This window comes from Actinacidiphila rubida (assembly GCF_900110255.1).
Taxonomy (GTDB): Bacteria; Actinomycetota; Actinomycetes; order Streptomycetales; family Streptomycetaceae; genus Actinacidiphila; species Actinacidiphila rubida.
Genome location: NZ_FODD01000010.1, coordinates 152,345 through 175,356 on the forward strand (window position 1 = coordinate 152,345; position 23,012 = coordinate 175,356).

Sequence of the window (23,012 nt, forward strand, 5' to 3'; positions counted from 1 at the left end):
CGTGGGGCATGGTGCGGGGACCGGCGGGCGCGCCGCCGGTCAGTCGACCTCGAGTTCCAGGCGTCCCGGAACGGGCGGTCGCCCGGTGGAGACGGGTGCGTCGAGGTAGAACAGCGCGGTGGAGGCGATGTCGTCGCTGGTGTGGCGGTAGCGGTGGGGCAGACCGTTGTCGTGCCCGGGGCCGATGCCCAGGCTCTGCACGGTCACCCGCAGGTCCTCGGTGAAGCGGATCGGGTCCGGGACGTGCCAGCGGTACATCCCGAAGCGCTGCTGGCTGGCGTACAGCCCGTCCGGCCGCAGGATCTGCGGCAGGCCGAGGTACGGCGTGGTGTAGGAGGTGTAGCCCTGGCCCGGGACGTCGAAGTTCCAGGCGCCGCCGAAGTAGTCCTCGGTTCCGGTGCCGCAGATCGTCGGGAACTCGCCGTCCCCGTCGAGGAAGAACTTCAGCTCGCCCTCGCCCCACCAGCCGGGGCTGTTGACCCCCCAGGCCAGGTACGTGCCGACGTACTGGCCGGTGCCGGTCACCCCGTCGAGCAGGGTGTGCACCTCGCCGAACGGCACGGGGTGGCTGCGGCGCCACTGCGCGTGCAGGTAGCAGGCGTCGTCCGCGACGTCGTCGAGTTCGTAGTCCACCTGGTAGTAGAGCGTGACGGTCTCCGCCGACAGGTTCTCCAGGGTGAGCCGCGCGGCCTGCCGGAAGGGCATCGGCCAGTACGAGTTGAAGCCGCCGTACGGGTTGGCGGCCACCAGCGCGGAGGAGACCTGCGCGAAGCTGTTCCAGCCGTTGCAGAAGAAGTCGCCGAGCGGGACCTCGATCGCCGGGTCCGGCGCGCCGTCCCAGTAGGCGCGCAGCAGGGTGCCCCGCCAGGCGCGGTGCGGGGCGGTGGTGCACCAGAGGTGCCGGATGGTGCCCGGGCCCGCGATGTCGGCCAGGACCGCGGTCTCGCCGGGGGCGATCTCGATGCTGGGGGAGACCTTCCAGCCGCGGCCGAGCGGTCCGGCGGCGACGGCACCCGTTCCTTCCGTGGCCATCCCCCCTTGGCCCTTGCCGCCGGTAGGGTTCTCGGCACTGACGGAACGGCTCACCCCACCGGTTCGGCGGGCCAGGCCGTCCAGGCCAGAATTGATCACGATGCACCTTCCGATGTGAAATCGATTTCAGATGTGAGGGCCAAAGCCCCGGTCGAAAGCGCCGGGGAATCTGCGTCTGGGCGCCCCAGAGTGGAGGATGTGGAGCTGGGAGCGCCTTGAAATCCATTTCACGCGAAGTTAGAGTTCCGGTACGAGGCTGTCAAGGGTTGGCACAAGACCGCCGGTGGGAGCGGACCGCGGTGCGGACGCCGGACCGGCGCGGGAAGGGGCGGGACGGCGGATGGCGACCACGGTCCAGGATGTGGCGCGGGCGGCCGGGGTGTCGGCCGCGACCGTGTCGCGCGTGTTCAACGGCGGGCGCGTCACGGCCGAACGGGCCGAGCGGGTGCGGCGGGCCGCGGCCGAACTCGGCTTCGCGCCGAACCGGGTCGCACGGTCCCTGCGGACGCAGCGCGCCAGCGTGATCGGCCTGCTCATCCCCGACATCGAGAACCCCTTCTTCACGGCCATGGCGCGCGGCGTCGAGGACGCGGCGCAGCAGACCAACCTGTCGGTCGTGCTGTGCAACACCGACGAGGACGTGGACAAGGAACGCCGTTACCTGGAGGTCGCGATGGCCGAGCAGATGGCGGGCGTCATCGTGGCGGCCGCGTCGCGCGACCGCACGGACCTGTCGGTGCTGGAGGGCCGCCGCATGCCCGTGGTGGCCGTCGACCGGCGGCCGCGTGGCAGCGACGTGGACGTGGTGCTCGTCGACAACGCCCGCGGCAGCGAGGACGCGACGGCGCACCTGCTCGCGCGGGGCTACCGGCGGATCGCCTGCATCACCGGCCCGCGTGGCGCCTCGACGGCCGAGGAGCGGCTGGCCGGCTACCGCACCGCCCTCGCCGACCACGCACGCGAGCACCCCGAACTCGCCGCCGGCGGCGGTATGGAACGGCCGGACGAGTGGACGCGGTTCGCCGACTTCCGCGTCGAGGGCGGCCACAAGGCGATGACCGACCTGCTGGCGCGGCCCGAGCGGCCCGACGCGGTGTTCGTCGCCAACAACCTGATGGCCGTGGGGGCGTTGCAGGCCCTCCGCGAGGCCGGTGTCTCCGTGCCCGGCTTCGGCGTGCTGTCCTTCGGCGAGGTGCCGTGGGCGCCGATGGTCGACCCGAGCCTGACGACGGTCCGCCTGCCCTCCTACGACCTCGGCTGGACCGCGGCGACCCTCCTCCAGGACCGGATCGCGGGCACGCCCCGTCCCCTCCAGACGGTGGTGCTGCGCACGGCCCTCGAGATCCGCGACTCAACGGCGGGCCCACGAGCCTGAGCCCCGCGGACGGCTCCCGGGCGAACGGCCGCGCCGAAAGCGGGTCGCCGTTCCCCGCGGGACGTGGGACCGTCCGCTCATGTCGGACGAAGTGGGCGCGGTGCGGGCGGCGTTGGGCGAGGCCTCGTCCCGATCGTGGCGGCGACGTGCTCGGGCCGGGTGCCGTCTCGCGCCGTCCGCCGAGGATCCGGCCGCTGCGGAGGCGCTGTCGGGTCTGCTGCTGGACGGTGCGGACACAGCCGTGAGCCGGCGGACGGCAGCGGCCCTCACCCGCACCGGGACGGCCGCCGCCGTGCGGCTGATCGCCGTCGCGGTCGCCCGGGCCGACGATGGTCACGCCGACTGGATCCAGACCGGGGTGCAGGACGCGCTTGCGGCGCGGGACGGCAAGCCGGACGTCGTGGCGGCGTGCGGGCAGCTCGCCGGACACCCGGATGCCGCGGTCCGTGAGGGCGCGGCGCAGATCCTGGCGTGGGCGGCGAAGGCCGGCCGCTGACGCCGGTCCCGGGGCGGGAGCCGATCGGGCACCCGGCCGCGTGCGAGGGAAGCCCGCGGGGCCGGAGCCGGCCCGGGGTGGGAGTCGGTGGGCGGCCCGGCGGGCCCCGCCCGCGGGTGCCTGGGCCGCCTCCCGGGGCGGTGTGCGTGGGGGTTGACGGTCGGGGGGCCTGGTTCTAGCTTGCGTGGAATCGATTCCACGCACGGCAACTCCCCGGGAGTCCCCTTGTCCAGAGTTGCTCGACACCGCGGGCGGTGGCCCGTGCTGCGGCTCGCCGCCACCGCGGTCGTCGCCGCCAGCCTGTCCCTGGTCACGGCGCCGTCGGCGACGGCGCACGGGCACGCCGCGGCGCCGCCCGGCGCCCTCGCGTCCGCAAGTCCCGCGACCTCGCCTGCTGAAAGCGATTTCTTCTCCACCGTCCAGATCGACTCCGGCGCCACCGTCGGCGCGCCCGCCGTCGGCGACAACGGCGCACACGGCGACCTGTGGCCCAACTGCTGGTCCGACGACGACAACGTCTACGGCGCGTACGGCGACGGCGGCGGATTCGGCGCTCCGGGCAGCGACATCGGCGTCGCGCGGGTCGCCGGGATGCCGGGAGGCCTGCAGGGCACCAGCCTCGCGCAGGGCGACGCCGTCGGCCAGGTGTGGACGGCGAACCACAGCCGCAAGCCCACCGGAATGGCCTGCGTCGGCGGCACGCTGTACCTCGCGGTGCAGGACCTGGCGCTGGACTTCAACGACGCGCCGGCCGCCACCATCGCCCAGTCCACCGACCACGGCAGGACCTGGACGTGGAACCACGCGGCGCCCATGTTCCCCGGCGGGGTCTTCACCACCGTGATGTTCCTCGACTACGGCAAGGCGTACGCCAACGCGCCCGACGGGTACGTCTACGCCTACGGCCTCGACCACAACTGGCGCGACTCGTACACGAACTCCGTCCCCGACCCGGCCGACGTGTACCTCGCACGGGTGCCGCGCGCCTCCGTACTCGACCGCGCCGCCTGGCAGTTCGTGAGCGGCTTCGCCGCCGACGGCACCCCGGCCTGGTCCTCCGACATCGGCAGCCGCGTCGCGGTGCTCCACGACGACCGGCACATCTACCCGAACGTCTACACCGCGGGCCGCGCCTCGAACCTGAGCGTGGTCAGCCAGGGCGGCGTCGTCTACGACAAACCGCTGAACCGCTACCTCTACACGTCGTGGACCGAGTACACCTTCGAGTTCTACGAGTCACCGACGCCCTGGGGCCCGTGGCGGCACTTCGAGACCAAGGACTTCGGCGGCTACCCGTGGACGAACACCAAACACGGCGGCTACGCCACCACCATCCCCTCGAAGTACATCAGCGCCGACGGCACGTCGATGTGGCTGCAGTCCAACGTGTGTACGTGCGGCGGCGGCCTGCCGGCCGGCGACAACTGGGCGTACACGTACTCCCTGCGGCACATGAACCTGGTGCCGTCCACCCCCTCCACGCCGTCCAACCCCCCCGACGCGGCCCGCGACCTGGCCCGCGAGCCGGGTGCGGTGGGCATCGAGCGGGCCATGCACTACGGCAACACCGCCTTCTACAACGACGGCAACCGGTCCGAGTCCGACGACGACTGGAACGACGAGAACAAGACGGGCAGTTGGTGGGGTGACACCTGGCCACGTGCGTACACGGTCGACCAGGTCGTGTACACCTCGGGCAGCATGTTCGCCGACGGCGGCTGGTTCGCGTCGGGGCTGCGCGTGCAGGTCCGCAGCGGCGGGCAGTGGCACGACGCGGCCGGGCAGACCGTGAGCCCGGCGTATCCCTACTCCTCCGCGGCCGGCCCCAACCACACGTACACGCTGTCGTTCACGCCGACCGCAGCCGACGGCGTGCGCGTCATCGGCGCGCCCGGCGGCACCCGCACCTTCACCTCGATCGGCGAACTGGAGGCGTACTACCGCTGAGGGCCCCGGACACACCGGCGGGCCCGTCGCGGAACGGGCCCGCCGGCCACACCGGACGCGACGCCCGGCGAGGCGCCGGGGCACCCAGCCGAACGGCCCCGGCCGCACGGTGGTTCAGCGGGCCGGCACCCCCGAGGCGGCCGGCCCGCGGTGCGCCGCACGCAGGGCCGGACGGTCGGCGGCCTCGGCGAGCCAGGCCAGCCGGCCCGGGTCGCCGACCACCGGGTTGGTGAGGGTGCCGAGGCCGTCCACGCCGATCTCGACGACGTCCCCGTCGGTGAGCGTGAAATCCAGGCCCGGCACGATGCCGGTGCCCGTGGAGAGCACCACGCCGTCCGGGAACGGCTGGGCGGCGGTCAGGTGCCCGACCAGGTCCTCCGGCGCGCGGTGGAACGCCGCGGTGGTCGTCGCGCCCTCGAAGACCGCGGCGCCGTCGCGCCACACGGTCATCCGGATGCCGAGCGCGCCGGGGTCGGCCAGCTCCCAGGCGGGTACGAAGGCGGAGGACACCGCGCAGCTCCCGGCGTAGATCTTCGCCTGCGGAAGGTACAGCGGGTTCTCGCCCTCGATCGCGCGCGAACTGACGTCGTCGACGATGAGGTAACCGACCGTCTCCCCGTACCGGTTGACGACCAGCCCCAGTTCGGGTTCGGGCACGTCCAGGGCCGAGTCCGGCCGTACGGCGATCGGTTCGCCGTCGGTGACCACCCGCCACGGCACGGACTTGAAGAACAGCTCGGGACGCTCGGCGTCGTACACCCGCTCGTAGACCGTCTGTTCGGTGCTCTCGGCGACGCGCGCCTCGCGCGACCGCTCGTAGGTGACGCCGGCCGCCCACACCTCCATCCGGCCGTCCAGCGGCGGCAGCAGCAGCACGTCCGCCGCGGCGTGCGTGGCGGGGGCGGCCAGCGCGCTCTCCACACGGGCGCGCAGTTCTTCCACGCGCTCCTGGAGCAGGCCGGCGACGCGCGGCTCGCCGAAGGCGTGCACGGCCCCGGCGGCGTCCAGCACGCCGGTCTGGGGCGATCCGGAGCGGTCGGCGAAGCGCACGATGCGGGTCATGGGCGGTCCCTTCGGCCGGCGGCGAGGCCGCGGCAAGACGGATGCGCGACGGCGTCAGGGCGGCGACGACGTCTGCGCGGCGCGGTGGCAGCGCGGTGGCGGCGACGACCTGCCGCCTGGCGGGTGACGAACCACGGCCGACGCGTGAGGAACGGGTAGGCAGAGCAATCGATTTCAGCCATACGCCTGGGAGCGTAGGGAGGTCCTGGGGGGCCGGTCAAGGGGACCGACATGATGAGCAGCCTGCGGATACCCTTGTATGTGAAATCGATTTCAGGCACGATGCCGTGCATGCCTCGTAACGCAGTCATCGGCGTGGACATCGGCACGTCGAGCAGCAAGGGCGTCCTGGTCGACGCCGGCAGCGGCGACGTGCTCCGCTCGGCCGTGCGGGAGCACGCGGTGGACCGTCCGGGCCCCGGGCGCTTCGAGATGGACGCCCGGGTGTGGTGGAGGGAGTTCGCCTCCCTGTCCCGCGAGTTGACCGCGGACCTCGACCAGGACGGCCTGGCCGTCGCCGCCGTGGGCGTCAGCGGGATGGGGCCGTGCGTGCTGCTCACCGACGGCCACGACACTCCGGTGCGGCCGGCCATCCTCTATGGCGTCGACACCCGCTCCACGGCCCAGATCGCGCGCCTCGAGGAGGAGCTGGGCGCCGAGGAGATCGTCCGCCGCTGCGGGTCAGGGCTGTCGTCGCAGGCCGCCGGTGCGAAGATCGCCTGGGTCGCCGACGAGGAGCCGGAGGCGTTCGCCGACGCCCGCCGGCTGTACATGCCCAGTTCGTGGCTGGTGCGCCGGCTCACCGGCGCGTACGTCCTCGACCACCACTCGGCCAGCCAGTGCACGCCCCTGTACGACACCAACGCCCAGGAGTGGTACGCGCCTTGGGTGCAGCGGATCGCCCCGCGGCTGGAACTGCCCCCATTGCGCTGGTCCGGCGAGGCCGCCGGGGCGGTGACCCTTGACGCGGCCGCGGAGACGGGGCTGCCGGCCGGGGTGCCGGTGACGACCGGGACCATCGACGCCTGGGCCGAGGCGGTGAGCGTGGGCGCGCAGGGCCCGGGCGACCTGATGCTGATGTACGGGACGACGATGTTCCTGGTGCACACGGTGCCCGGCGCCGGGCTGCTCACCAGCCCGGCGCTGTGGAGCACCGTCGGCGCGCTGCCCGGGACCCGCAACCTGGCCGGCGGCATGGCCACGTCGGGCGCGGTGACGACCTGGCTGCGCGAGCTGTTCGGCTCACCCGACTTCGCCGAACTGCTGCGGCTCGCCGAGGAGTCGGGGCCGGGCGCCAACGGCCTGCTCATGCTGCCGTACTTCGCGGGGGAGCGGACCCCGCTCATGGACCCCGCGGCCCGCGGCCTCATCGCCGGTCTGACGCTCTCCCACACCCGTGGCGACCTCTACCGGGCCGCGCTCGAGGGCACGGCGTGCGGGGTGCGGCACAACATCGAGGCGATCGAGGCGGCCGGCGGCGACATCCGCCGGATCGTGGCGGTCGGCGGCGGCACCAAGGGCGCGTTGTGGACGCGGATCGTCTCCGACGTCACCGGCCGTGCCCAGGAGGTCCGGGCCACCACGATCGGCGCCGCGTACGGCGACGCGCTGCTCGCCGCCCAACTCGCCGGGGACGCCCGCATCGACGACTGGAACCCGGTCGCCGAGGTGGTCCGGCCCGACCCGGCCCGCACCGCCGCCTACGACGAACTGTACGGGTTGTACCGGCAGCTCTACCCGGCCTCCGCCGACGTCGTGCACGCCCTCGCGGCCCGCCAGCACCGCTGACCGCGGTCTCCGCCCCGGCCCCGTCGCGGTAGCCCCGCAGGCCGCCGAGGCCACGGAAGTCGCTGAATCCGTACGGCCGCGGCCGCGGAAGGCCCGGAAGCCGCCGCGATCCCGGAACCCGGAACCCGGAACCCCGAGCCGCGAACCCCGAGCCGCGAGCCGCGAGCCGCGATCCCCGAGAACCCCGCACCACAGTCAGCCAGCCACTGCGAAGGAGTCACCCGGCATGACGTATTCCCTGCCGACGCCCATACAGCCGCCGGCCGCCGAGCCCGGCGTCGTTCACACCGTCGCCAGCGGTGACCTGCGGCCGAGCGCGAACGTGACCTGCTGGCCGGTCCAGGAGCGGCTGGAGGCAGCGCTGTCGGCCGCGGTCGGCTCCCTGGGCTGGAGGGTCGAGCGCGGCCACGAGGTCGACGCGGACAAGGGCCACGGCTTCATCGACAGCCAGCGGGCCGGCATCGAGGTGTTCAAACGCCTGCCCCCCGACGCGCCGCTGATCGTCGTCGAGGCCGTCTGGCAGTACAGCCACCATGTGCTGGCCGGACTGCGCACCCACCGCGGCCCGATCCTCGTCGTGGCGAACTGGAGCGGCGAGTACCCCGGGCTGGTGGGCCTGCTCAACCTGGCGGGCAGCATGACGAAGGCGGGCACGCCGTACTCCGTCCTGTGGAGCGAGGACTTCACCGACGAGGCCGCGCTGCAGGGCCTGAAGACCTGGCTCGGCACCGGGCGCCTGACGCACGACACCAGCCACGTGCGGGAGCTGCCGGCGCTGCCGCCGGGGCCCGAGACGGAACTCGGCACGGCGCTCGCGCGGCAGTTGAGGGACGAGAAGGCCGTCATCGGCGTCTTCGACGAGGGCTGCATGGGCATGTACAACGCCATCTTCGACGACGAACTGCTCAACCCCCTCGGCATCTACAAGGAGCGGCTGTCGCAGAGCGCGCTGGTCGCCGAGATGGGGCGGGTCGGCGACGAGGAGGCGGCGGCCGTCCGCACCTGGCTCGACGGTGCCGGGCTGACCTTCCACACCGGCACCGACGAGGCCACCGAGCTGACCGACGCCCAGCTCCTCAGCCAGTTCCGGATGTACGTGGCCGCGCTGCGCATGGCCGACGACTTCGGCCTGGACGCCGTCGGCATCCAGTACCAGCAGGGGCTCAAGGACACCGTCCCGGCCAGCGACCTCGCCGAGGGACTGCTGAACAACGTGTCGCGGCCGCCGGTGCTCAGCCGTGACGGGTCGCGCGAGCTCTACGCCGGCGCCGCGCTGCCGCACTTCAACGAGGTGGACGAAGGCGTGGCCGTCGACTCCCTGGTCACCAACCGCATCTGGAAGGCGATGGGTCTCGACCCGGCCACCACCCTGCACGACATCCGCTGGGGCGAGGAGTACGACGGCCGGTTCGTGTGGGTCTTCGAGATCTCCGGCTCGGTCCCGGCCTCGCACAACGGCGGCTACGACCGGTCGTGGAGCATGCGGCAGCCGCCGATGTACTTCCCGCTCGGCGGTGGCACGCTCAGCGGTGTCTCCAAGCCCGGGGAGATCGTGTGGTCGCGGGTGTTCCTGATGGACGGAGCCCTCCATGTCGACCTGGGCCGTGCCACGGTGGTCGAGCTGCCCGAGGAGGAGACGCGGCGCCGGCTCGACGCCACGACCCCCCAGTGGCCGATCATGCACGCGGTGCTGCACGGGGTCACCCGGGACCAGTTCATGGCCCGGCACCGCGCCAACCACCTGAACGTCGTCTACGCGCCCGACGCCGAGACGGCCGACAGGGGCCTGCTGGCCAAGGCCGCGATGTTCGCCGAACTGGGCGTGAGCGTCCACCTGTGCGGGGACACCGCGCTCGGCTGACCGGACGTCCCGGGCCCTGACAGGTGCCGGGACGGCCCCGGGCCGTCCCGGCACCTGTCAGGGCCCCGCGCCGTGGCCGCCGCCCCGGACGATCAGCCGGCGCCGTCCCGCGCTCGCGCCGCCCGGTACGCCAGCCCCCGCGTGAGGGTGTCCCGCACACTCGCCTTCAGGTGCCGGGCCCACGGCGGCGGCCCGGGCGCGCGCCCGGCCCGGCGGCGGGGCGGCCCGCGGGGGCGGACTCAGTCGGGGCAGAACGCCGTACCGTCCGCGATGCTCCGCGCGGTGATCTCGCCGGACTTCACCCGGGAGATCATCCACGCCGCGTTGATCAGCCCCACGTGGCTGAACGCCTGGGGGAAGTTGCCCAGTGCCTCGCCCGATCCGACGGCGACCTCCTCGGCCATCAGCCCGACGTCGTTCGCGGCCGCCGCGGCCCGCTCGAACACCCGCTCCGCCTCGTCGACCTCCCCGGCCAGCGCCAGCGCCTCGGCGAGCCAGAAGGTGCACAGCAGGAACGTCCCCTCGCCGCCGGTCAGCCCGTCGTCCATGGCGCCGTACCGGTGGACCAGGCCCCGGTCGTCGGTCAGGTGCTCGGTGATCGCGCGGAGCGTGGACAGCATCCGCGGGTCGTCGGCCGGCGTGAAGCCGACCAGCGGCAGCATCAGCGTCGAGGAGTCGAGGACGCGGGAGCCGAAGGCCTGGGTGTACGCGCCGACGTCGTCGTTCCAGGCGTGCTCCTCGATCGCGGCGCGGATCTCGTCCCGGACGCGGCTCCACACCGGCACGCGGTCCTCGGCGCCGAGCAGTCCGGCGAGCTGCACGCCGTGGTGCGCGGCCACCCAGCACATCAGCTTGGAGTACACGAAGTGCCGGCGCCCGCTGCGGACCTCCCAGATGCCCTCGTCCGGCTCCCGCCACCGCTGGCAGGCGGTGTCCACCAGCGAGGCCAGGAAGTGCAACGTCGTCGTGTCGGCCCGCGGCAGGTAGGAGCGCAGGCGGTGTGCCGAGCACATCAGCTCCCCGTAGACGTCGAGTTGCCGCTGTCGCCAGGCGTCGTTCCCGATCCGCACCGGCGAACTGCCCCGCCACCCCGGCAGATGGCCCAACTCCCGTTCCGTCAGGTCGCACTCGCCACGGACCCCGAACATGATCTGCAGGTCCTGGCGGCCCCGCGGGTCGGCCGCCGCGGCCTGCGCCATCCAGTCGAAGAACGCCACCGCCTCGTCCGGACAGGCCGCGACCCACAGGGCGTTGAGTGCGAAGGAACCGTCACGGACCCACGCGTAGCGGTAGTCCCAGTTGCGAGGGCCGCCCACCGCCTCCGGCAGGGAGGTGGTGGGGGCGGCGATGATCGCGCCCGAGGGACGGTAGGTGAGGGCCTGCAGCACCCGGCCGCTGTGGTGGACCTGGTCCTCCCACATGCCCTGGTACCGCTCGTGCTGGTCGGACCAGACGCGCCACGCGCCGATGGTCTCCCACAACAGGTCCTCGATCTCCCCCTGGCTCCTCAGCCGCGGCGTCTGACCGGCCTGCACGAAGTGCAGGGCGAAGGCGAGCCGGTCCCCGGCGTGCACGGTGAACCTGGCGTGCGCGCAGTCGTCGACCTCGAACGGGACCGGGGAGCTCAGCCCCAGGGTGTGCGGTCCGCCGTGGCACCGCATGCCGCCCTCCACCGGGATCAGCAGCGGGTGGACCAGCCCGTACTCCGGGCGCGGTGCGAACTGCGCCTCGACGTCGACGTCGCCGCGGATCCCCTGCAGCACGCGCACCAGCACCTGCGGGGCCTCGGCCCCCAGCGCGTGGCCGCCCTCGTTGGGTCCGGTGGCGAACGCGTCGGTGACCGCCACCTCCCCGCCGGTGGTGCGGAACGACGTCCGCACCACCAGGGACCCGTCCAGGTAGACGCGACTGCTCTCGAAGCCCGCCGACGGGGCGATCGACCAGTGCCCGGCGCCCTCGCCGAGCAACCGGGCGAACACCGCGCGGGAGTCGAAGCAGGGCACGCACAGCCAGTCGATCGAACCGCCCTTGCTCACCAGCGCCGCCGTCCGGCAGTCGGACAGCAGCGCGTAGTCGCCGATCGCGGTCTGCATCGACACAGCTCCTCTCCCCGGCCCTGAGCGAGGTCGGAGGTGCGGCCTTCAATCAACCGTACGGGGCACCAAGTGGTCGCGCAGCGCGGCGCCGGGCGACGCCGTTCCGGGGCGGGGTCCGGGCTCAGAACCCGATGGCCTCGCGGAGCAGCAGGACGGTGCCGCGCCCCGGGGTGCGCTCGGCGTTGAGGACGAGCAGGCGGTTGACGGCGCTGGGCACCCCGTAGGCCTTCCGCGTGCGGGCGCTCTCCAGCGGGAGGCAGTGGTCCTCGACGCGCCGCAGCGCGGTCTCCAGGTCGGGCACCACCTTCTGCGCCCCGACGACCCAGATGGCGCGGGCGGCGCCGCCCGCGTAACCGGGCAGCTGGCTGCCGCTGCCCGAGGCGATCACGAGGGAGCCGGTCTCGGTGAGCGCGGCGACGCTGCCCACGATGACGTCGGGGCTCGCGAGCAGCCGCCGGATGCCGTCGGCTTCGGTGGTGCGGTCCATCGCGACGGCCCGGGGCTTGATCGCCTCGTACCGCCCGCCGGCGTTGATGTCGTCGTCGATGCCCGACAGGCGGAGTGTCTCGCTGGCGCCGGTGAACACGCTCGCACCCTCGGGAATCAGGTCGCGCATCCGGACACGCGCGGCTGCGGCGTCGTCGAGGATCTCCACGGCGAAGCCGTGTGCGGTCAGGGCGGCGGCCGCGCGCTCCAGGCGGTCGGTCGTCGCGGGGGCCTCGAACTGGGTGGCCGGCATCGGGGTGGTCATGGCTGTGTGGTCTTCCTGTTCGCTGGACGAAGTGCTGCTCTCGGCGGGTACGACAACGCAGCACGCCGGAATGTCAGGCGGCGCGGCGCCGTACGGTGCGTCCACGGCCCCGGCCACGGACCGGCGCGTCGTCGGCCGCGAGGCCCGCCGCCTCACATTCCGGGCCGCCGTCCTGTCGAATGGGGTGAGCGCAGCAGCGAGCGAGGGAGCCGCCGGCACCATGACCACCCGATCCGGGACACGACAGGGCGGGCCCGACGAGGGCCTGGACACGGTGATGAGCGAGCGGCGCCAGCTGATCAACATCGCCTACCGGCTGCTGGGCTCCGTCGCCGAGGCCGAGGACGCCGTCCAGGAGACCTACGCGCGCTGGTACGCGATGTCCCCGGCCGAGCAGGACGCCATCGAGTCGCCCGGCGCCTGGCTGACGACCGTCACCAGCCGCATCTGCCTGAACGTGCTCGGCTCCGCCCGTGCCCGGCGGGAGACGTACGTCGGCGCGTGGATCCCCGAGCCGCTGCCCGGGCACGCGGAGTGGAGCCTCGGCGGCGGGCGGCCCGGCGGCGCCTCGGTGGACCCGGCCGACCGTGTCACGCTGGACGAGTCGGTCAACCTGGCGTTCCTGGTCGTGCTCGAGTCGATGACGCCGGCCGAACGCGTCGCGTTCATCCTCCACGACGTGTTCTGCCACTCCTTCGCGGAGGTGGCCGAGATCGTCGGCCGGACACCGGCGGCGTGCCGCCAGCTGGCCTCGTCGGCGCGCCGCCGCATCAGGACGTCGCGGCCGTCCGCGACGCCGGCCGCCCAACGGGCCGGCGTCGTGCGGGACTTCAAGCAGGCGTGGGAAGCCAAGGACATCGACGCGCTCGTCGCGCTGCTCGATCCCGGCGCCACGGCGATCGCCGACGGCGGCGGGCTCGCCGCGACGTTCCTGCACCCCATCGAGGGCGGCGAGCAGATCGCGCACGCCTGGGTCGAGATCGCCCGCCGCAAGCCGGAGAACATGGCGTTCCTGGAGGACAGCGTCAACGGCCAGCCCGGCCTGGTCGCCGTGCAGGACGGCGTCACGGTCACGGTGTTCGCGTTCGACGTCGCGGACGACCGGATCACGCACATCTGGGTGGTGCGCAACCCCGAGAAGCTCCGCCACTGGACGACGGGCTGACCGCGCCGACGACGGCCCACCGGGCTGACCATGGGGCGATGGTGGGCGGGCGACGGGCGGCGCAGCCGCGTGTGAGCGGCGCGGCCGGCCCGCCGGCCGCCTCAGTCGCCCAGGACCAGCCTCTCCAGGGCCGCGCGGGCACGCGCGTCGGACTCGGCGCGGCGGGCCACCGCCGCGGCCAGATCGGCCGCCCACGCGTCGAGCGGCACCGGCGTCCGCGAGAGGACCACGCCGCGCACCACGGTCGCCAGCTCGCCCTGGGGGCGGCCGTGCGTCACGGTCAGGATCAACCGCTTGTCGTCCAGGGTGACTTCGAGCCGCTCGACGCGGCCCTCACGCCCCGCGAGCCGGTCGCCCACGGTGCGCCTGCGCTCCACGGCGACCGCGTCCGCCGGCAGCGCGTCGGCGAGCGACACGGTCAGCACCTTGGCGTAGGTCTCCAGGTCGGCCGCGTCCCGGCGCAGCGCGGCGGCCAGCTGGTCGAGCACCGCGCCCGGATCCGGCTGCTCCGCCGAAGGTTCCCGCTCACTCATCGTCTTCCCTCACGCTCCGAGACATCGTCGTGCACTGCCGGGCCCGGGCCCGGGCCTGTCAGCCGTCGAGGCTGAGCACCATCGTGGGCCGCTCGATCTCGTGGTCCGGCCGCAGGGGCCGGACCGCCGTGCCGATCGAGAAGAACTCGGTGGTGTGCCCGCCCCACCGGTGGTTGTGCGCGTTGAGCTGCACCCCGACCACGCCTTCCGCCTGGAGCGCCTCGGCCTCCGTCTGCATCCGTGCCATGGCCAGCTCACGCGCGTCGTAGAGGGCCTGCGTGAACTGCTCGATCTCCACGTTGCGGCCCATGTTCGACAGCACCGCGCCCATCTTCTGGTGGGCGATGTGGTAGACGCAGGTGCCCATCACCATGCCCAGCGGCGCGTAGCCCGCCCGGATCAGCGTCCAGAAGTCCTGCCCGGACAGGTCCGAGGTGAAGGGCTGCCCCTTGAGGTTGCGCCACGTGCCGCCGCCGGGCGGCGGGGCGTCGGCCTTGACCGCGGTGCCGATCGCGATGAACTCCGCGATGTCGTTGCCGAACTCCCGCGCCTCCACGGTCAGCCGGACGCCGACGATGCCGTCCGCGCCCAGCGCCGCGGCCTCCGCCTCCATCCGCGTCATGGCCAGCTCCCTGGCGTGGTACATCGCCTGGCTCAGGGTGGTCAGCTCCTGGTTCTTGCCCCAGCGGCCGAGCTGGATCCCCACGTGGTAGATCGAGCTGCCCAGCACCAGGCCGATCGGCTTGAAACCGGCCTCCCTGACGAGCAGGAACTCGTTCACCGACAGGTCGCTGGTGAAGAGGGAGCCGGGCCTTCCGGGCGTCAGCTCGGCCAACCGGCGCATCGCGTCCGCGGGAACGCCTTCGGCGCTCGGCTGTTGGTTCGTCATGTCAGTACCCCTCGTCGACCGTGCGTTGGGCGATGCGTGACAGGCATCGGGAGATGGGCGGCCAGATGGAAACGGGAGCCGGAAAGGGACGGGGAACGGGAGCGGCACCGGGCAGGGCGCGGGGAGATCACGGGGTCCGTCCGCGGCCGCCGAGAGGCATCACGGACAGGGTCCGCGGCGGCGGCTGCCCGACGCGGAACCGGGCGATCGTCGTGCCGATCATCGTCGCCTCGGCGATGTGGTCCTCCTGGTCCCGGTTGCCGGAGCGGATGCACGGCTCCGACCACACCCGCAGTCGGTTCGCGGCCATCACGAGTCCGTCACCGCCCCGCCGCGCGCCCTGAACGCCGAGCTGCGCCCGCGCGTCGGAGCGCACCGCGTGGACCAGGTCGGTCCAGCCCGCCACCTCGGTGTTCCGCCAGGAGTACCGCTGCGACGCGGTCCCGTAGTCGTCGTGCCGGACCCCGATCGACATGCCGACCAGCAGCGTGACCGGTATCCAGCCGGCGCCGACGAGCTTGGCGAAGCCCTCGCCGTTCAGGTGCGAGGTGAAGGGGTCGGCGACGTGCCGCACGCCCTGAGCCCTGACCGCGGTGCCGATGACCTGGAACTCGAGGCAGTTGGCGCGGCCGGTGAAGGGGGCCATGGTCAGTGACGCGGACACGACTCCGTCGCCGCCGAGGGCCCGGCACTCCGCGGACATGCGGGCCAGCGCGGTGCGCCTGGCCTCGTCGAACACGCCGACCAGCGGCGCCGACGGGGCGCCGTTCCCGGACAGTGCGACCTGGGCGCCGCCGCGGCGCGAACCGAGGGTGTAGCCGTACCCGGCGCCGGCGAACTGGCAGTCGTGGTAGCCCCAGTACCTGCCGGTGCGCCCGATGTGGAAGACCGCGGACCCCATGACCTGGCCGACCGGCTCGAAGCCCACCGCGCGGACGGCCGCGAACTCACCGGTGGAGAGTGCCGAGGTCCACGTTCCGCTGCTGCCCGCGGACGCCAGCCGCTCCGTGGCGGCGGGAGGCAGCCCCGCCCCGTTCCATGGCTCCGACACGCGCCCCCCAGTTCCCCCGCCCGACTCGTAGCGCGAGGCTAGCGCGAGGTTACGCCCCGGACGAGCGGTCCTCGCGACAGGGGGTGCGCACGGGCTGGGCGCGACGCGGGCGGGTCAGTCCTCGCTGCGGACGATCGTGGATTCGTCGCCCTCGGGGTAACGCCAGGCTTCCGGACCGGTGCGCCGGTCGCGAGCGGGGAGGCAGGTGCGGGGGCGGCCGATGACCGGCCGCGCGGTGGATATACGGCTGGGGGAACGGTGACCGGCCGGCTGGCCGGCGATCCTCTCGTCAGGCACGATTCCTCATTCGTCGCTGATGGGCAGAGCCGGCGGGTGCGGGCGCGCCCCGGGCCGGGAAACCGGTCCGTGGGCCGGGAGCGGTCTCCCGCTTCGCCGTGACCGCCGTCCTCCTCGCTTCTCCTCCTCGCCTCACCGGTCAGGACGGACCGAAACACTTCGGACATCGCGGTCGCGCCGGGCCGGCGGTGCGGTGCTCACCTCATGGCGACCGCGAGGACGGCGATCAGGACGACGACCGCGGACAGGGCGAGCAGCAGCACGTGGGTCGCGGGCAGCGAGTTCGCGGCGTGGTGGTGCGCGGGCGCGAGACGTGCGTGCCGGGCCTGCGGAGCCGCGCCGGAGTCCGGATCGGTCCGCCGGTCGGTGCCCTCGGTCAGGTCGATGTGCGTCATCGGGTAGTGCGTCATGGGCTTCTTCTGACCGCTCAAACCCCGTTCGAACACGGAAGCCCGGGATGTCCCGTCACTCCACGGGGGACGTGTCCGCCGGGCGCCCCGGGGCCATGGCCCAGCGGACGGCCGAGGTGACGGCCGATCCCAGGGGCCGGACGCACCACTGGTCGACCAGCGGCAGCCGGGGGAGGCCCAGCTCGCGTGCGGCCCACGGCGGGAGCAGCGACACGGCGTTGGCGGCCAGCGCGCCGTACGGCAGCCGGACGGCGAGCGGGACGGGCGGCCGGAGCAGCAGGAACCGGGCGGCCCGGTGCGCCGCGGGGGTGGCGCGCAACTCCGGACGGTAGCCGGCGAGCGTCCGGGAGAGTTCCGCGCGGTCGGTGGGCGGGTCGGCGACACCCAGCTCCTGCGCGATCCGCGCGGCGTCGAGGACGTACCCGTCGTAGCCGGCGGGTGTCAGGGGGTGCGCACCGTAGCGCTGGTGCGCGCGCAGGAAGCTGTCCACCTCGGCGGCGTGCACCCAGCCGAGCAGACGGGGATCGGCGGCGCGGTACGGCTCGCCGTCCGCGGACACGCCGCGCACGCGGTCGTGCACCGCCCGTACCCGGGCGCACGCCTGCTCCGCGAACTCCGCGGTGCCGTACGTCGTGGTGGCGAGGAAGGTGCTGGTCCGCTGGAGCCGGCCCCAGGGGTCGCCGCGATATCCCGAGTGGGCCTCGACGGCCGCCATCGCGAGCGGGTGGAGGGACTGGAGCAGCAGCGCGGACAGGCCGCCGATGAACATCGAGGCGTCACCGTGCACCCGGCGGATGGGGCGGTCGGGGCCGAACCAGCGCGGGCCGGGGGTGCCGTGGATGCGGGCCCGGTTGCGCGGCCCCTCGGGACCGGCGACGCGCGCGAACAGGAGTTGGCCCAGCTGTGCGCGCAGGCCGATGGTGTCGTTCGCATGCTCCATGGACGGGGCTCCCCTCGGATGCCGTGCCCCTTCCACCCTGCCACGGGTGAGCCGCCGTCCGGCTATCCCCGCTGACCTCCGTACGTGCCGTGACCGACGGTGACGAGACCGCCGGAGCCGGTCACTCGCGGCGTGCGGCCGAACGCGCCCCCAGGCAGGCCGCCGCGGAGACCAGGGCGGCCGTGCCCGCGGCGTACAGCGTCTCGGGGGACGCCGTCACGACCGACACCACGAACAGCACCAAGGCGAGTGCGAGGAACCCCTTGGCGACGCGCCGCCCGGCGGCCCCGGGCTCGTCGTCCCCGGTACCGTCCGGGGCCGCGGCGCGTTCCGCCGCGTGCTCCGTGGCGTCGGCTCCGGTCGGCGGGGCCTCCTCCGCTGGCGCGGGCCGCGCCTCCCGCCTGTGCGTCAGCCGCATCCGCGCCAGCTGACGGGCCAGGTGGGGATCCTCCTGTGTCAGTGCTCGCTCCATGTCGGCCAGCACTTTCCGTTCGCGCACCGTCAGGTCCATCGTCGCCTCCACCCGATGTCATGGGCGGCCCCGAGATCCGCGCCCTACGACTACCCCTGGCAGGGCGAACGACACGGGCAGGTCGTCAGAGCTTGAGGTCGATGCCCGCGGACAGCGCTGTCACACCGGCAGGAGGGCCAGCGGCGGGCTGGTGGGCGAGGTGGAGCCGCCGTGGGGCTCGGCGGTGATGCCGACGCCGTCGGCGGCCGCCTGCGACCCCGTGAGGACGGTGGCGCCCGCTGACCGTCCCTGTGCCACCAGCCCGGCGGGGACCATCGTGCCGTGGTGGCTGTACCAGAGCTCGTAGACCTGGGAGCGGGGCAGGGCCGGCAGGCCGTGGAAGAGGACGGCGGCCCGGTCTAGGGCGCGGGAGGAGACGACGGTGGCGGTGCCGCCGCCCTTGAGGGCTCCGGTGTGGAAGGTCGCGTCGGGTGCCGCCGTCAGGGCGCTGAGTTCCGTGGCCTGCTGTTCGGCGCGGACGGCCTGCCGGTGCTGGGAGTCGGCTTGGTTCTGGGCGTCGACAGCGACTCCGCCGGCGACTCCGGCGACCGCCAGGCACGCGGCGGCGGCCGCGTAGGGCAGCCGCCGGCGCCACCGGAGCCGCCGGGCGGACCGCAGGGGAGTGACGTTCACCTCGGGGGGCAGCTGCCTGGTGCCGCCGACGGCCGACATGACCTGGTGTCGCAGTCCGGCCGGCGGCACCTCGGCCACCGCCAGGGCCAACCGGGCAGCGGTCTCCCGCAGTTCGCGGACCTCCCGGGCGCAGGCCTCGCACCGGCCCATGTGGCGCCGGAACTCCTCCGCCTCGGACCGCGTCAGCGCACCGACCGCGTACGCGCCGGTCAGGGTGTGCAGGTCGGTGCCGGTCATGAGCTCACCCCCAGGCAGTCGCGGAGGCGGATCAGCCCGTCGCGCAGCCGGGTCCTGACGGTGCCCGGCGCGGCGCCGAGGACCTCGGCGGTCTGCTGGCAGGTGGAGCCGCGGTAGTGGGCGAGCGTGACCGACTCGCGCGGGAGCCCGGTGAGCTGCTGAAGGCAGCGGCGTACCTGTTCGCGTTCCAGCCGTTGTTCCACCCGCTCGCTCACCTCGTCGAAGGCGGGCGCGTGGTCGCGGCTCCCGGCCCGCACCTCGCGGTCGGCGGCCGCCTGCACGGAGCGCACCCGGTCCACGGCACGGCGGTGGGTCAGCGTCATGATCCAGGCGAGCGCGCCGCCCTGCCGCGGGTCGAAGCGGGCGGCGCACCTCCACACGTCGATCAGGACCTCCCGCGCGACCTCTTCCGACTGCGCCCGGTCCCTGACCACGCGCCGCGCGAGGCCCGGCACGGACCCGGCGACGGCGGTGCGGAGGGCCTCGAAAGCCTCGCGGTCCCCGCGTGAGACGCGTGCGGGCAGCGACTCCAGGACTCGTTGCGCGGGCCGGCCGTGCGCTGGACCGCGATGCGCTGCGGCACGCATGGGCACCTCCTGCCGGCGTGAGCGCTCACCCTGGATTCGGTGCCGCGTGGCACGCGGATTGGTGCCAGGGCAGGATCTCCGCTGGTGGCTGCCCGCCGGGCGTCCCCGCCGCGTTCACGGCGCGACGGCGGCCCGACAGCGGGCGGGGGCGAATGCCGCGTGTGTGACGACGACCGGTTCCGGGGCGACGGACGCCGGGCCGAGCGGTTCGGTGCGGTCGCGGGCGTCGGTCGATCTCCGGAAGCGCGACCGATCGCGACAGCGGGTAGGCCACCAAGGCCGCGGCACGGACGCCTCCGGTAGTCGCCCCCACGGCGGGCGGTCACCCCCGCGGCAGCGCGTCGCCCGCCGGCAGGAAGCGGACCACGGTGAGCGCCAGGAACGGCGCGCCGATGCGTAGGCGACCCCCGGCCGCGCCGGTCGCGCTCGGCGCAGAACGGGCGCGGCACGCGCGAGGCCCTCGGGCACGGCGGCGTCCCGCGATCACCCCTCGGACGTCACCCCGTCCGCCCCGGGCAGCGCCTTCTCCAGCAGCGTGAAGGACTTGGCGGGTCCGCCCGGCTGCGCCTTGCCGTCCTTGCGGCCCACCGCGCGGTAACCGGCGCGCCGGTAGTAGGCGTTGAGCTCCGCGTTCCCGGCCAGGCAGTCCAGCCGCACGAGCGGCCTCCCCGCCTCGGCCACGCGACGCTCCGCGGCGTTCAGCAGGAAGGTGCCGGTGCCGGGAGCGGCGACGGCACGGTCGACCATGAGCCGGTGCACGTAACCGGCCACCGGCGGCTGGGGGCCCCACGCGGCCTGGTCCTCCCACCACAACTCCCAGGCGCCGGCGACGTGTCCGCCCCTCTCCGCGAGCCAGACCTCGCCGTGCGCCATGACGCGGCGGAAGTGGTCCTCGCCCAGCTCGCCCGGCAGCCACTGACCGGCGATCCCTCGGGCCAGCATCCACCGCGCGGCGTCGTCACGGAGGCGGACGAGGGCGGCGACATCGCCGTCGGCGGCCGGGCGGACACGGAGATCGTTCACCCGGGGATCCTCGCACGCCGGCCCGCCACCGCCGAACGCGGTGGCGGGCCGGGCCGCGCGGGACGGTGTCCCCGGGCCGGGGGCTCAGGGCAGGTGGCCGCGCACGCTGCCGGTGGCGTCGTGCAGGTGCGCGGCGGCGCTGTGCGCGATGTCCTCGGTGCCCGAGCGGACGGCCTGCGCGAGGTGCCCGGTCCCCGAGACCACGGCGTGCGCCAGGTCCCCGGTGCCCGCGACGACCGCGTGCGCGGTCCCGGCGACGTCCGCGCCCGTGCGATGGGCGGCCCCGCGGGCCCGGTAGGCCAGGGACGGCTTGCCGTGCGTGTCGGCCGCGGCGAGCAGCAGGCCGCCCGTCAGCGAGACGTTCTTGAGGAACAGCACCCGCTGGACGGCCCGCTCCTCGGGATCCTCGACGGTCCAGAACGCGTGGTCGGTGAGCGTCGTCGGCACCAACGACGCGGCCAGTGCCAGCGACGAGAGCCGAGGCAGCCTGCCGAGGGCGAGCAGCGCGCCGGCACCCACCTGCACGGCGGCGCACACCTGGGCCAACTCCCGCGCGTTCTGCGGCAGATACGGCAGCCGCCGAGCGGCGGGATCCGGGTCCGCCTCGGGGGCCGGGCCGGTCGGTACGGCCGGGGCGCGCAGCGCGCCGACCCCGCTGCCGACGAACACACAGGCCAGCATGGGCCGGGCGACTCTTCTCAGGACAGCCATGTCCACCGGATGCCCTGGCGCGCCCGTGGCATGCCCGGCGGGCCGTCCCGCCGTCCGGAGGCCGCCATCGCGGGGCCCCGGACGTCACCTCGCGGCATGGGCCGGGCGGGCCTGCCTCAGGCCGGCTCCTCGACCGAGTGCGAGTCGGTGAGGGTGAGCGCGCCACCTGCCGCGATCAGGCCCACGACCACTGCCAGCAGGGCGTACGTGATCCGCTCGCCGTGGAAGAACGACTCCACGAGGTCCTTGCTCCAGACGCCCGCGGGCAGCTGGGTGGTGACCAGCGCGGCGATCATGGTGCCGATCACGGCGGTGCCGACGCTGGTCCCGACCTCCTGCGCGGTGTCGTTGAGCGCCGTGCCGATCGAGGTGCGGTTGGCCGGCATCGCGTCGACCAGGGCGATGGCGCAGATCGTCATGACGGTGCGCAGCCCGACGGTCATCACGACCATGGAGACCGCGATGGCGGCGTACCCGTGGTCGACACCCCAGGCGAGGCCGGCCAGCGACCCGCTCAGGCAGGCCGCGCCGACCAGGCAGGCGACGCGGTGCCCGAACCGCTTCGCGAGCCATTCGGACAAGGGCGTCGCGACGACCATGGTCACGATGATCGGCAGGTTGGCCAGGCCGGCCCGCACGGGGCTCCAGCCGTAGGCGTACTGGAAGTGGAGGATGAGCCCGAACATCACGCCGGCCATCGCGATGGACGTCCCGGTCTGCGCGATGGCGGCACCGCGGACGGTGCCGTTCGAGAAGAGGCCGAGGTCCAGCATGGGTGCCGCGCTGCGGCGCTCGTGCCCCACGAAGGCGATGCCCGCGGCCACCGCGCCGAGGACCGACCCGAGTGTGGTCACGGAGAGCCAGCCGTGGTCGACGCCGCTGGTCAGCGCGTAGCAGGCCAGGCCGATGGCGACGACGCTGAGGACGGCGCCCGGCAGGTCGAGCTTGTCGTCGGTCAGGTCCTCCCGCCGGTCGGCCGCGACCCCCAGCCGGACGCCGATGGCCGCGATCAGCGCGATCGGCGCGTTGACCACCAGGAGCCACTCCCAGCTCACGTGGGCGAGCGCGGTGCCGCCCAGCAGCGGGCCGAGGACGAACCCGGACATCCCGACGATGATCATCAGGGTCATCGCGCGCATCCGCAGCGCCTGGTCGTCGAACAGCCGGAAGACGAGCGAGTTGGTGATCGGCGCCATGGCCGCGGCGGCGATGCCGAGACCCGCTCTCAGGGCGATGAGCTGCCCGGTGGAGTCGACGGCGACCACGCACAGACTCAGCAGGCCGAACACGGCGAGGCCGACCAGCAGCACCCGGCGGCGTCCGAGGCGGTCGGCGACGGACCCCGCCGTCAGCAGGAGGCCGCCGAAGGTCAGCGAGTAGGCGCCGGTGACCCACTGCAGCGCGGTCGTGCCGCTGCCGAGGTCGCGGCCGATCGTGGGCAGCGCGATCGAGAGCAGCGTGTTGTCGACCATCTCGACGAAGAAGGCCAGGCAGAGCGCGGCCAGGGGGATCCAGGCCGCGCGCAGCGACGGGTAGGTGCGGGTCGAAGCGGGCGCGGTGGTGGTGGCAGTCATGGCCGGCCTCCTCTCGGAACGATTATCGAACGAGGTTCGATGA

At 73.9% G+C, this 23,012-nt stretch carries 22 protein-coding genes; 6 read left to right on the plus strand and 16 right to left on the minus strand.

What is annotated here, in order from left to right:
• Positions 1-39: 39 nt before the first annotated feature.
• Positions 40-1,032, minus strand: a complete 993-nt coding sequence (locus tag BMW99_RS12550; protein WP_245791406.1) for a glycoside hydrolase family 172 protein — start codon at positions 1,030-1,032, stop codon at positions 40-42.
• A gap of 340 nt (positions 1,033-1,372) precedes the next feature.
• On the opposite strand from BMW99_RS12550, the gene BMW99_RS12555 reads away from it, so the two are divergent.
• The 3 genes from BMW99_RS12555 to BMW99_RS12565 all read left to right on the plus strand — a co-directional run bounded on the left by BMW99_RS12555 (position 1,373) and on the right by BMW99_RS12565 (position 4,850).
• Positions 1,373-2,407 (plus strand): LacI family DNA-binding transcriptional regulator, encoded by a 1,035-nt coding sequence (locus BMW99_RS12555; RefSeq protein ID WP_069465623.1) that lies wholly within the window; start codon positions 1,373-1,375, stop codon positions 2,405-2,407.
• 79 nt (positions 2,408-2,486) lie between these two features.
• Positions 2,487-2,903, plus strand: coding sequence for a hypothetical protein (locus BMW99_RS12560; protein ID WP_245791408.1), 417 nt, complete (start codon positions 2,487-2,489; stop codon positions 2,901-2,903).
• Between the two features lie 225 nt (positions 2,904-3,128).
• A complete protein-coding gene (locus BMW99_RS12565; RefSeq protein WP_069465624.1) occupies positions 3,129-4,850 on the plus strand; it encodes a hypothetical protein in 1,722 nt (573 codons plus the stop codon).
• Between the two features lie 114 nt (positions 4,851-4,964).
• On the opposite strand, the gene BMW99_RS12570 is transcribed toward BMW99_RS12565, so the two are convergent.
• A complete protein-coding gene (locus tag BMW99_RS12570) occupies positions 4,965-5,912 on the minus strand; it encodes a fumarylacetoacetate hydrolase family protein (RefSeq protein ID WP_069465625.1) in 948 nt (315 codons plus the stop codon).
• Between the two features lie 291 nt (positions 5,913-6,203).
• On the opposite strand from BMW99_RS12570, the gene BMW99_RS12575 reads away from it, so the two are divergent.
• Positions 6,204-7,700, plus strand: a complete 1,497-nt coding sequence (locus BMW99_RS12575; protein ID WP_069465626.1) for an FGGY-family carbohydrate kinase — start codon at positions 6,204-6,206, stop codon at positions 7,698-7,700.
• A 226-nt stretch (positions 7,701-7,926) separates the two neighbouring features.
• Positions 7,927-9,561 (plus strand): fucose isomerase, encoded by a 1,635-nt coding sequence (locus tag BMW99_RS12580; protein WP_069465627.1) that lies wholly within the window; start codon positions 7,927-7,929, stop codon positions 9,559-9,561.
• A gap of 239 nt (positions 9,562-9,800) precedes the next feature.
• On the opposite strand, the gene BMW99_RS12585 is transcribed toward BMW99_RS12580, so the two are convergent.
• Both BMW99_RS12585 and BMW99_RS12590 read right to left on the minus strand, forming a co-directional pair.
• Positions 9,801-11,654 carry a glycoside hydrolase family 15 protein gene (locus BMW99_RS12585; protein ID WP_069464932.1) on the minus strand — a complete coding sequence of 618 codons (1,854 nt, stop codon included), beginning with the start codon at positions 11,652-11,654 and terminating at the stop codon, positions 9,801-9,803.
• Between the two features lie 124 nt (positions 11,655-11,778).
• Positions 11,779-12,408 carry an LUD domain-containing protein gene (locus tag BMW99_RS12590; protein WP_069464933.1) on the minus strand — a complete coding sequence of 210 codons (630 nt, stop codon included), beginning with the start codon at positions 12,406-12,408 and terminating at the stop codon, positions 11,779-11,781.
• Positions 12,409-12,628: 220 nt separating this feature from the next.
• Here BMW99_RS12590 and sigJ point away from each other — a divergent pair, with 220 nt between their 5' ends.
• The gene (sigJ, locus tag BMW99_RS12595) at positions 12,629-13,573 is read left to right on the plus strand and encodes an RNA polymerase sigma factor SigJ (protein WP_069464936.1); all 945 of its coding nucleotides are present in this window, start codon (positions 12,629-12,631) and stop codon (positions 13,571-13,573) included.
• A 101-nt stretch (positions 13,574-13,674) separates the two neighbouring features.
• Here sigJ and BMW99_RS12600 read toward each other — a convergent pair whose 3' ends face one another.
• From BMW99_RS12600 to BMW99_RS12650, 12 genes are all read right to left on the minus strand, one after another.
• On the minus strand, positions 13,675-14,106 hold the full coding sequence (locus BMW99_RS12600; protein WP_069464934.1) for a hypothetical protein: 432 nt from the start codon (positions 14,104-14,106) through the stop codon (positions 13,675-13,677).
• A gap of 58 nt (positions 14,107-14,164) precedes the next feature.
• Complete coding sequence (locus BMW99_RS12605; protein WP_107451637.1) at positions 14,165-14,995, minus strand: heavy metal-binding domain-containing protein; 831 nt, start codon at positions 14,993-14,995, stop codon at positions 14,165-14,167.
• A gap of 127 nt (positions 14,996-15,122) precedes the next feature.
• The gene (locus BMW99_RS12610) at positions 15,123-16,046 is read right to left on the minus strand and encodes a heavy metal-binding domain-containing protein (RefSeq protein ID WP_075016796.1); all 924 of its coding nucleotides are present in this window, start codon (positions 16,044-16,046) and stop codon (positions 15,123-15,125) included.
• Between the two features lie 114 nt (positions 16,047-16,160).
• Positions 16,161-16,343: a hypothetical protein gene (locus BMW99_RS40730; protein ID WP_141726321.1), complete on the minus strand. Its 183-nt coding sequence runs from the start codon at positions 16,341-16,343 to the stop codon at positions 16,161-16,163.
• Positions 16,344-16,540: 197 nt separating this feature from the next.
• Positions 16,541-16,753: a hypothetical protein gene (locus BMW99_RS12615; protein WP_069465704.1), complete on the minus strand. Its 213-nt coding sequence runs from the start codon at positions 16,751-16,753 to the stop codon at positions 16,541-16,543.
• A 55-nt stretch (positions 16,754-16,808) separates the two neighbouring features.
• A complete protein-coding gene (locus tag BMW99_RS12620; RefSeq protein WP_069465705.1) occupies positions 16,809-17,693 on the minus strand; it encodes an oxygenase MpaB family protein in 885 nt (294 codons plus the stop codon).
• A gap of 121 nt (positions 17,694-17,814) precedes the next feature.
• Entirely contained in the window at positions 17,815-18,204 is a 390-nt protein-coding gene (locus BMW99_RS12625) for a DUF3040 domain-containing protein (RefSeq protein WP_075016797.1), read from the minus strand.
• A 120-nt stretch (positions 18,205-18,324) separates the two neighbouring features.
• Positions 18,325-19,074: an anti-sigma factor gene (locus BMW99_RS12630; RefSeq protein WP_069465707.1), complete on the minus strand. Its 750-nt coding sequence runs from the start codon at positions 19,072-19,074 to the stop codon at positions 18,325-18,327.
• Positions 19,071-19,661 (minus strand): ECF RNA polymerase sigma factor SigK, encoded by a 591-nt coding sequence (gene sigK, locus BMW99_RS12635; RefSeq protein WP_069465708.1) that lies wholly within the window; start codon positions 19,659-19,661, stop codon positions 19,071-19,073. Before sigK ends, BMW99_RS12630 begins: the two co-directional genes overlap by 4 nt.
• Positions 19,662-20,144: 483 nt before the next feature.
• Positions 20,145-20,684, minus strand: a complete 540-nt coding sequence (locus tag BMW99_RS12640) for a GNAT family N-acetyltransferase (protein WP_069465709.1) — start codon at positions 20,682-20,684, stop codon at positions 20,145-20,147.
• A gap of 84 nt (positions 20,685-20,768) precedes the next feature.
• On the minus strand, positions 20,769-21,395 hold the full coding sequence (locus tag BMW99_RS12645) for a DoxX family protein (RefSeq protein WP_079138771.1): 627 nt from the start codon (positions 21,393-21,395) through the stop codon (positions 20,769-20,771).
• A 116-nt stretch (positions 21,396-21,511) separates the two neighbouring features.
• Entirely contained in the window at positions 21,512-22,969 is a 1,458-nt protein-coding gene (locus BMW99_RS12650) for an MFS transporter (RefSeq protein ID WP_069465710.1), read from the minus strand.
• Positions 22,970-23,012: the final 43 nt, after the last annotated feature.

Excerpts from the sequence above, each read along its gene's own strand:
- BMW99_RS12555 (WP_069465623.1), top strand. The coding sequence starts at position 1,373 with ATGGCGACCACGGTCCAGGATGTGGCGCGGGCGGCCGGGGTGTCGGCC.
- BMW99_RS12650 (WP_069465710.1), bottom strand. The coding sequence starts at position 22,969 with ATGACTGCCACCACCACCGCGCCCGCTTCGACCCGCACCTACCCGTCG.
- BMW99_RS12590 (WP_069464933.1), bottom strand. The coding sequence starts at position 12,408 with ATGACCACCCCGATGCCGGCCACCCAGTTCGAGGCCCCCGCGACGACC.
- BMW99_RS12605 (WP_107451637.1), bottom strand. The coding sequence starts at position 14,995 with ATGACGAACCAACAGCCGAGCGCCGAAGGCGTTCCCGCGGACGCGATG.
- BMW99_RS12615 (WP_069465704.1), bottom strand. The coding sequence starts at position 16,753 with ATGACGCACTACCCGATGACGCACATCGACCTGACCGAGGGCACCGAC.
- BMW99_RS12630 (WP_069465707.1), bottom strand. The coding sequence starts at position 19,074 with ATGACCGGCACCGACCTGCACACCCTGACCGGCGCGTACGCGGTCGGT.
- BMW99_RS12600 (WP_069464934.1), bottom strand. The coding sequence starts at position 14,106 with ATGAGTGAGCGGGAACCTTCGGCGGAGCAGCCGGATCCGGGCGCGGTG.
- BMW99_RS12580 (WP_069465627.1), top strand. The coding sequence starts at position 7,927 with ATGACGTATTCCCTGCCGACGCCCATACAGCCGCCGGCCGCCGAGCCC.
- BMW99_RS12625 (WP_075016797.1), bottom strand. The coding sequence starts at position 18,204 with ATGGACCTGACGGTGCGCGAACGGAAAGTGCTGGCCGACATGGAGCGA.
- BMW99_RS12560 (WP_245791408.1), top strand. The coding sequence starts at position 2,487 with ATGTCGGACGAAGTGGGCGCGGTGCGGGCGGCGTTGGGCGAGGCCTCG.
- BMW99_RS12550 (WP_245791406.1), bottom strand. The coding sequence starts at position 1,032 with ATGGCCACGGAAGGAACGGGTGCCGTCGCCGCCGGACCGCTCGGCCGC.
- BMW99_RS12575 (WP_069465626.1), top strand. The coding sequence starts at position 6,204 with ATGCCTCGTAACGCAGTCATCGGCGTGGACATCGGCACGTCGAGCAGC.
- BMW99_RS12620 (WP_069465705.1), bottom strand. The coding sequence starts at position 17,693 with ATGGAGCATGCGAACGACACCATCGGCCTGCGCGCACAGCTGGGCCAA.
- sigJ (WP_069464936.1), top strand. The coding sequence starts at position 12,629 with ATGACCACCCGATCCGGGACACGACAGGGCGGGCCCGACGAGGGCCTG.
- sigK (WP_069465708.1), bottom strand. The coding sequence starts at position 19,661 with ATGCGTGCCGCAGCGCATCGCGGTCCAGCGCACGGCCGGCCCGCGCAA.
- BMW99_RS12570 (WP_069465625.1), bottom strand. The coding sequence starts at position 5,912 with ATGACCCGCATCGTGCGCTTCGCCGACCGCTCCGGATCGCCCCAGACC.
- BMW99_RS12585 (WP_069464932.1), bottom strand. The coding sequence starts at position 11,654 with ATGCAGACCGCGATCGGCGACTACGCGCTGCTGTCCGACTGCCGGACG.
- BMW99_RS12645 (WP_079138771.1), bottom strand. The coding sequence starts at position 21,395 with ATGGCTGTCCTGAGAAGAGTCGCCCGGCCCATGCTGGCCTGTGTGTTC.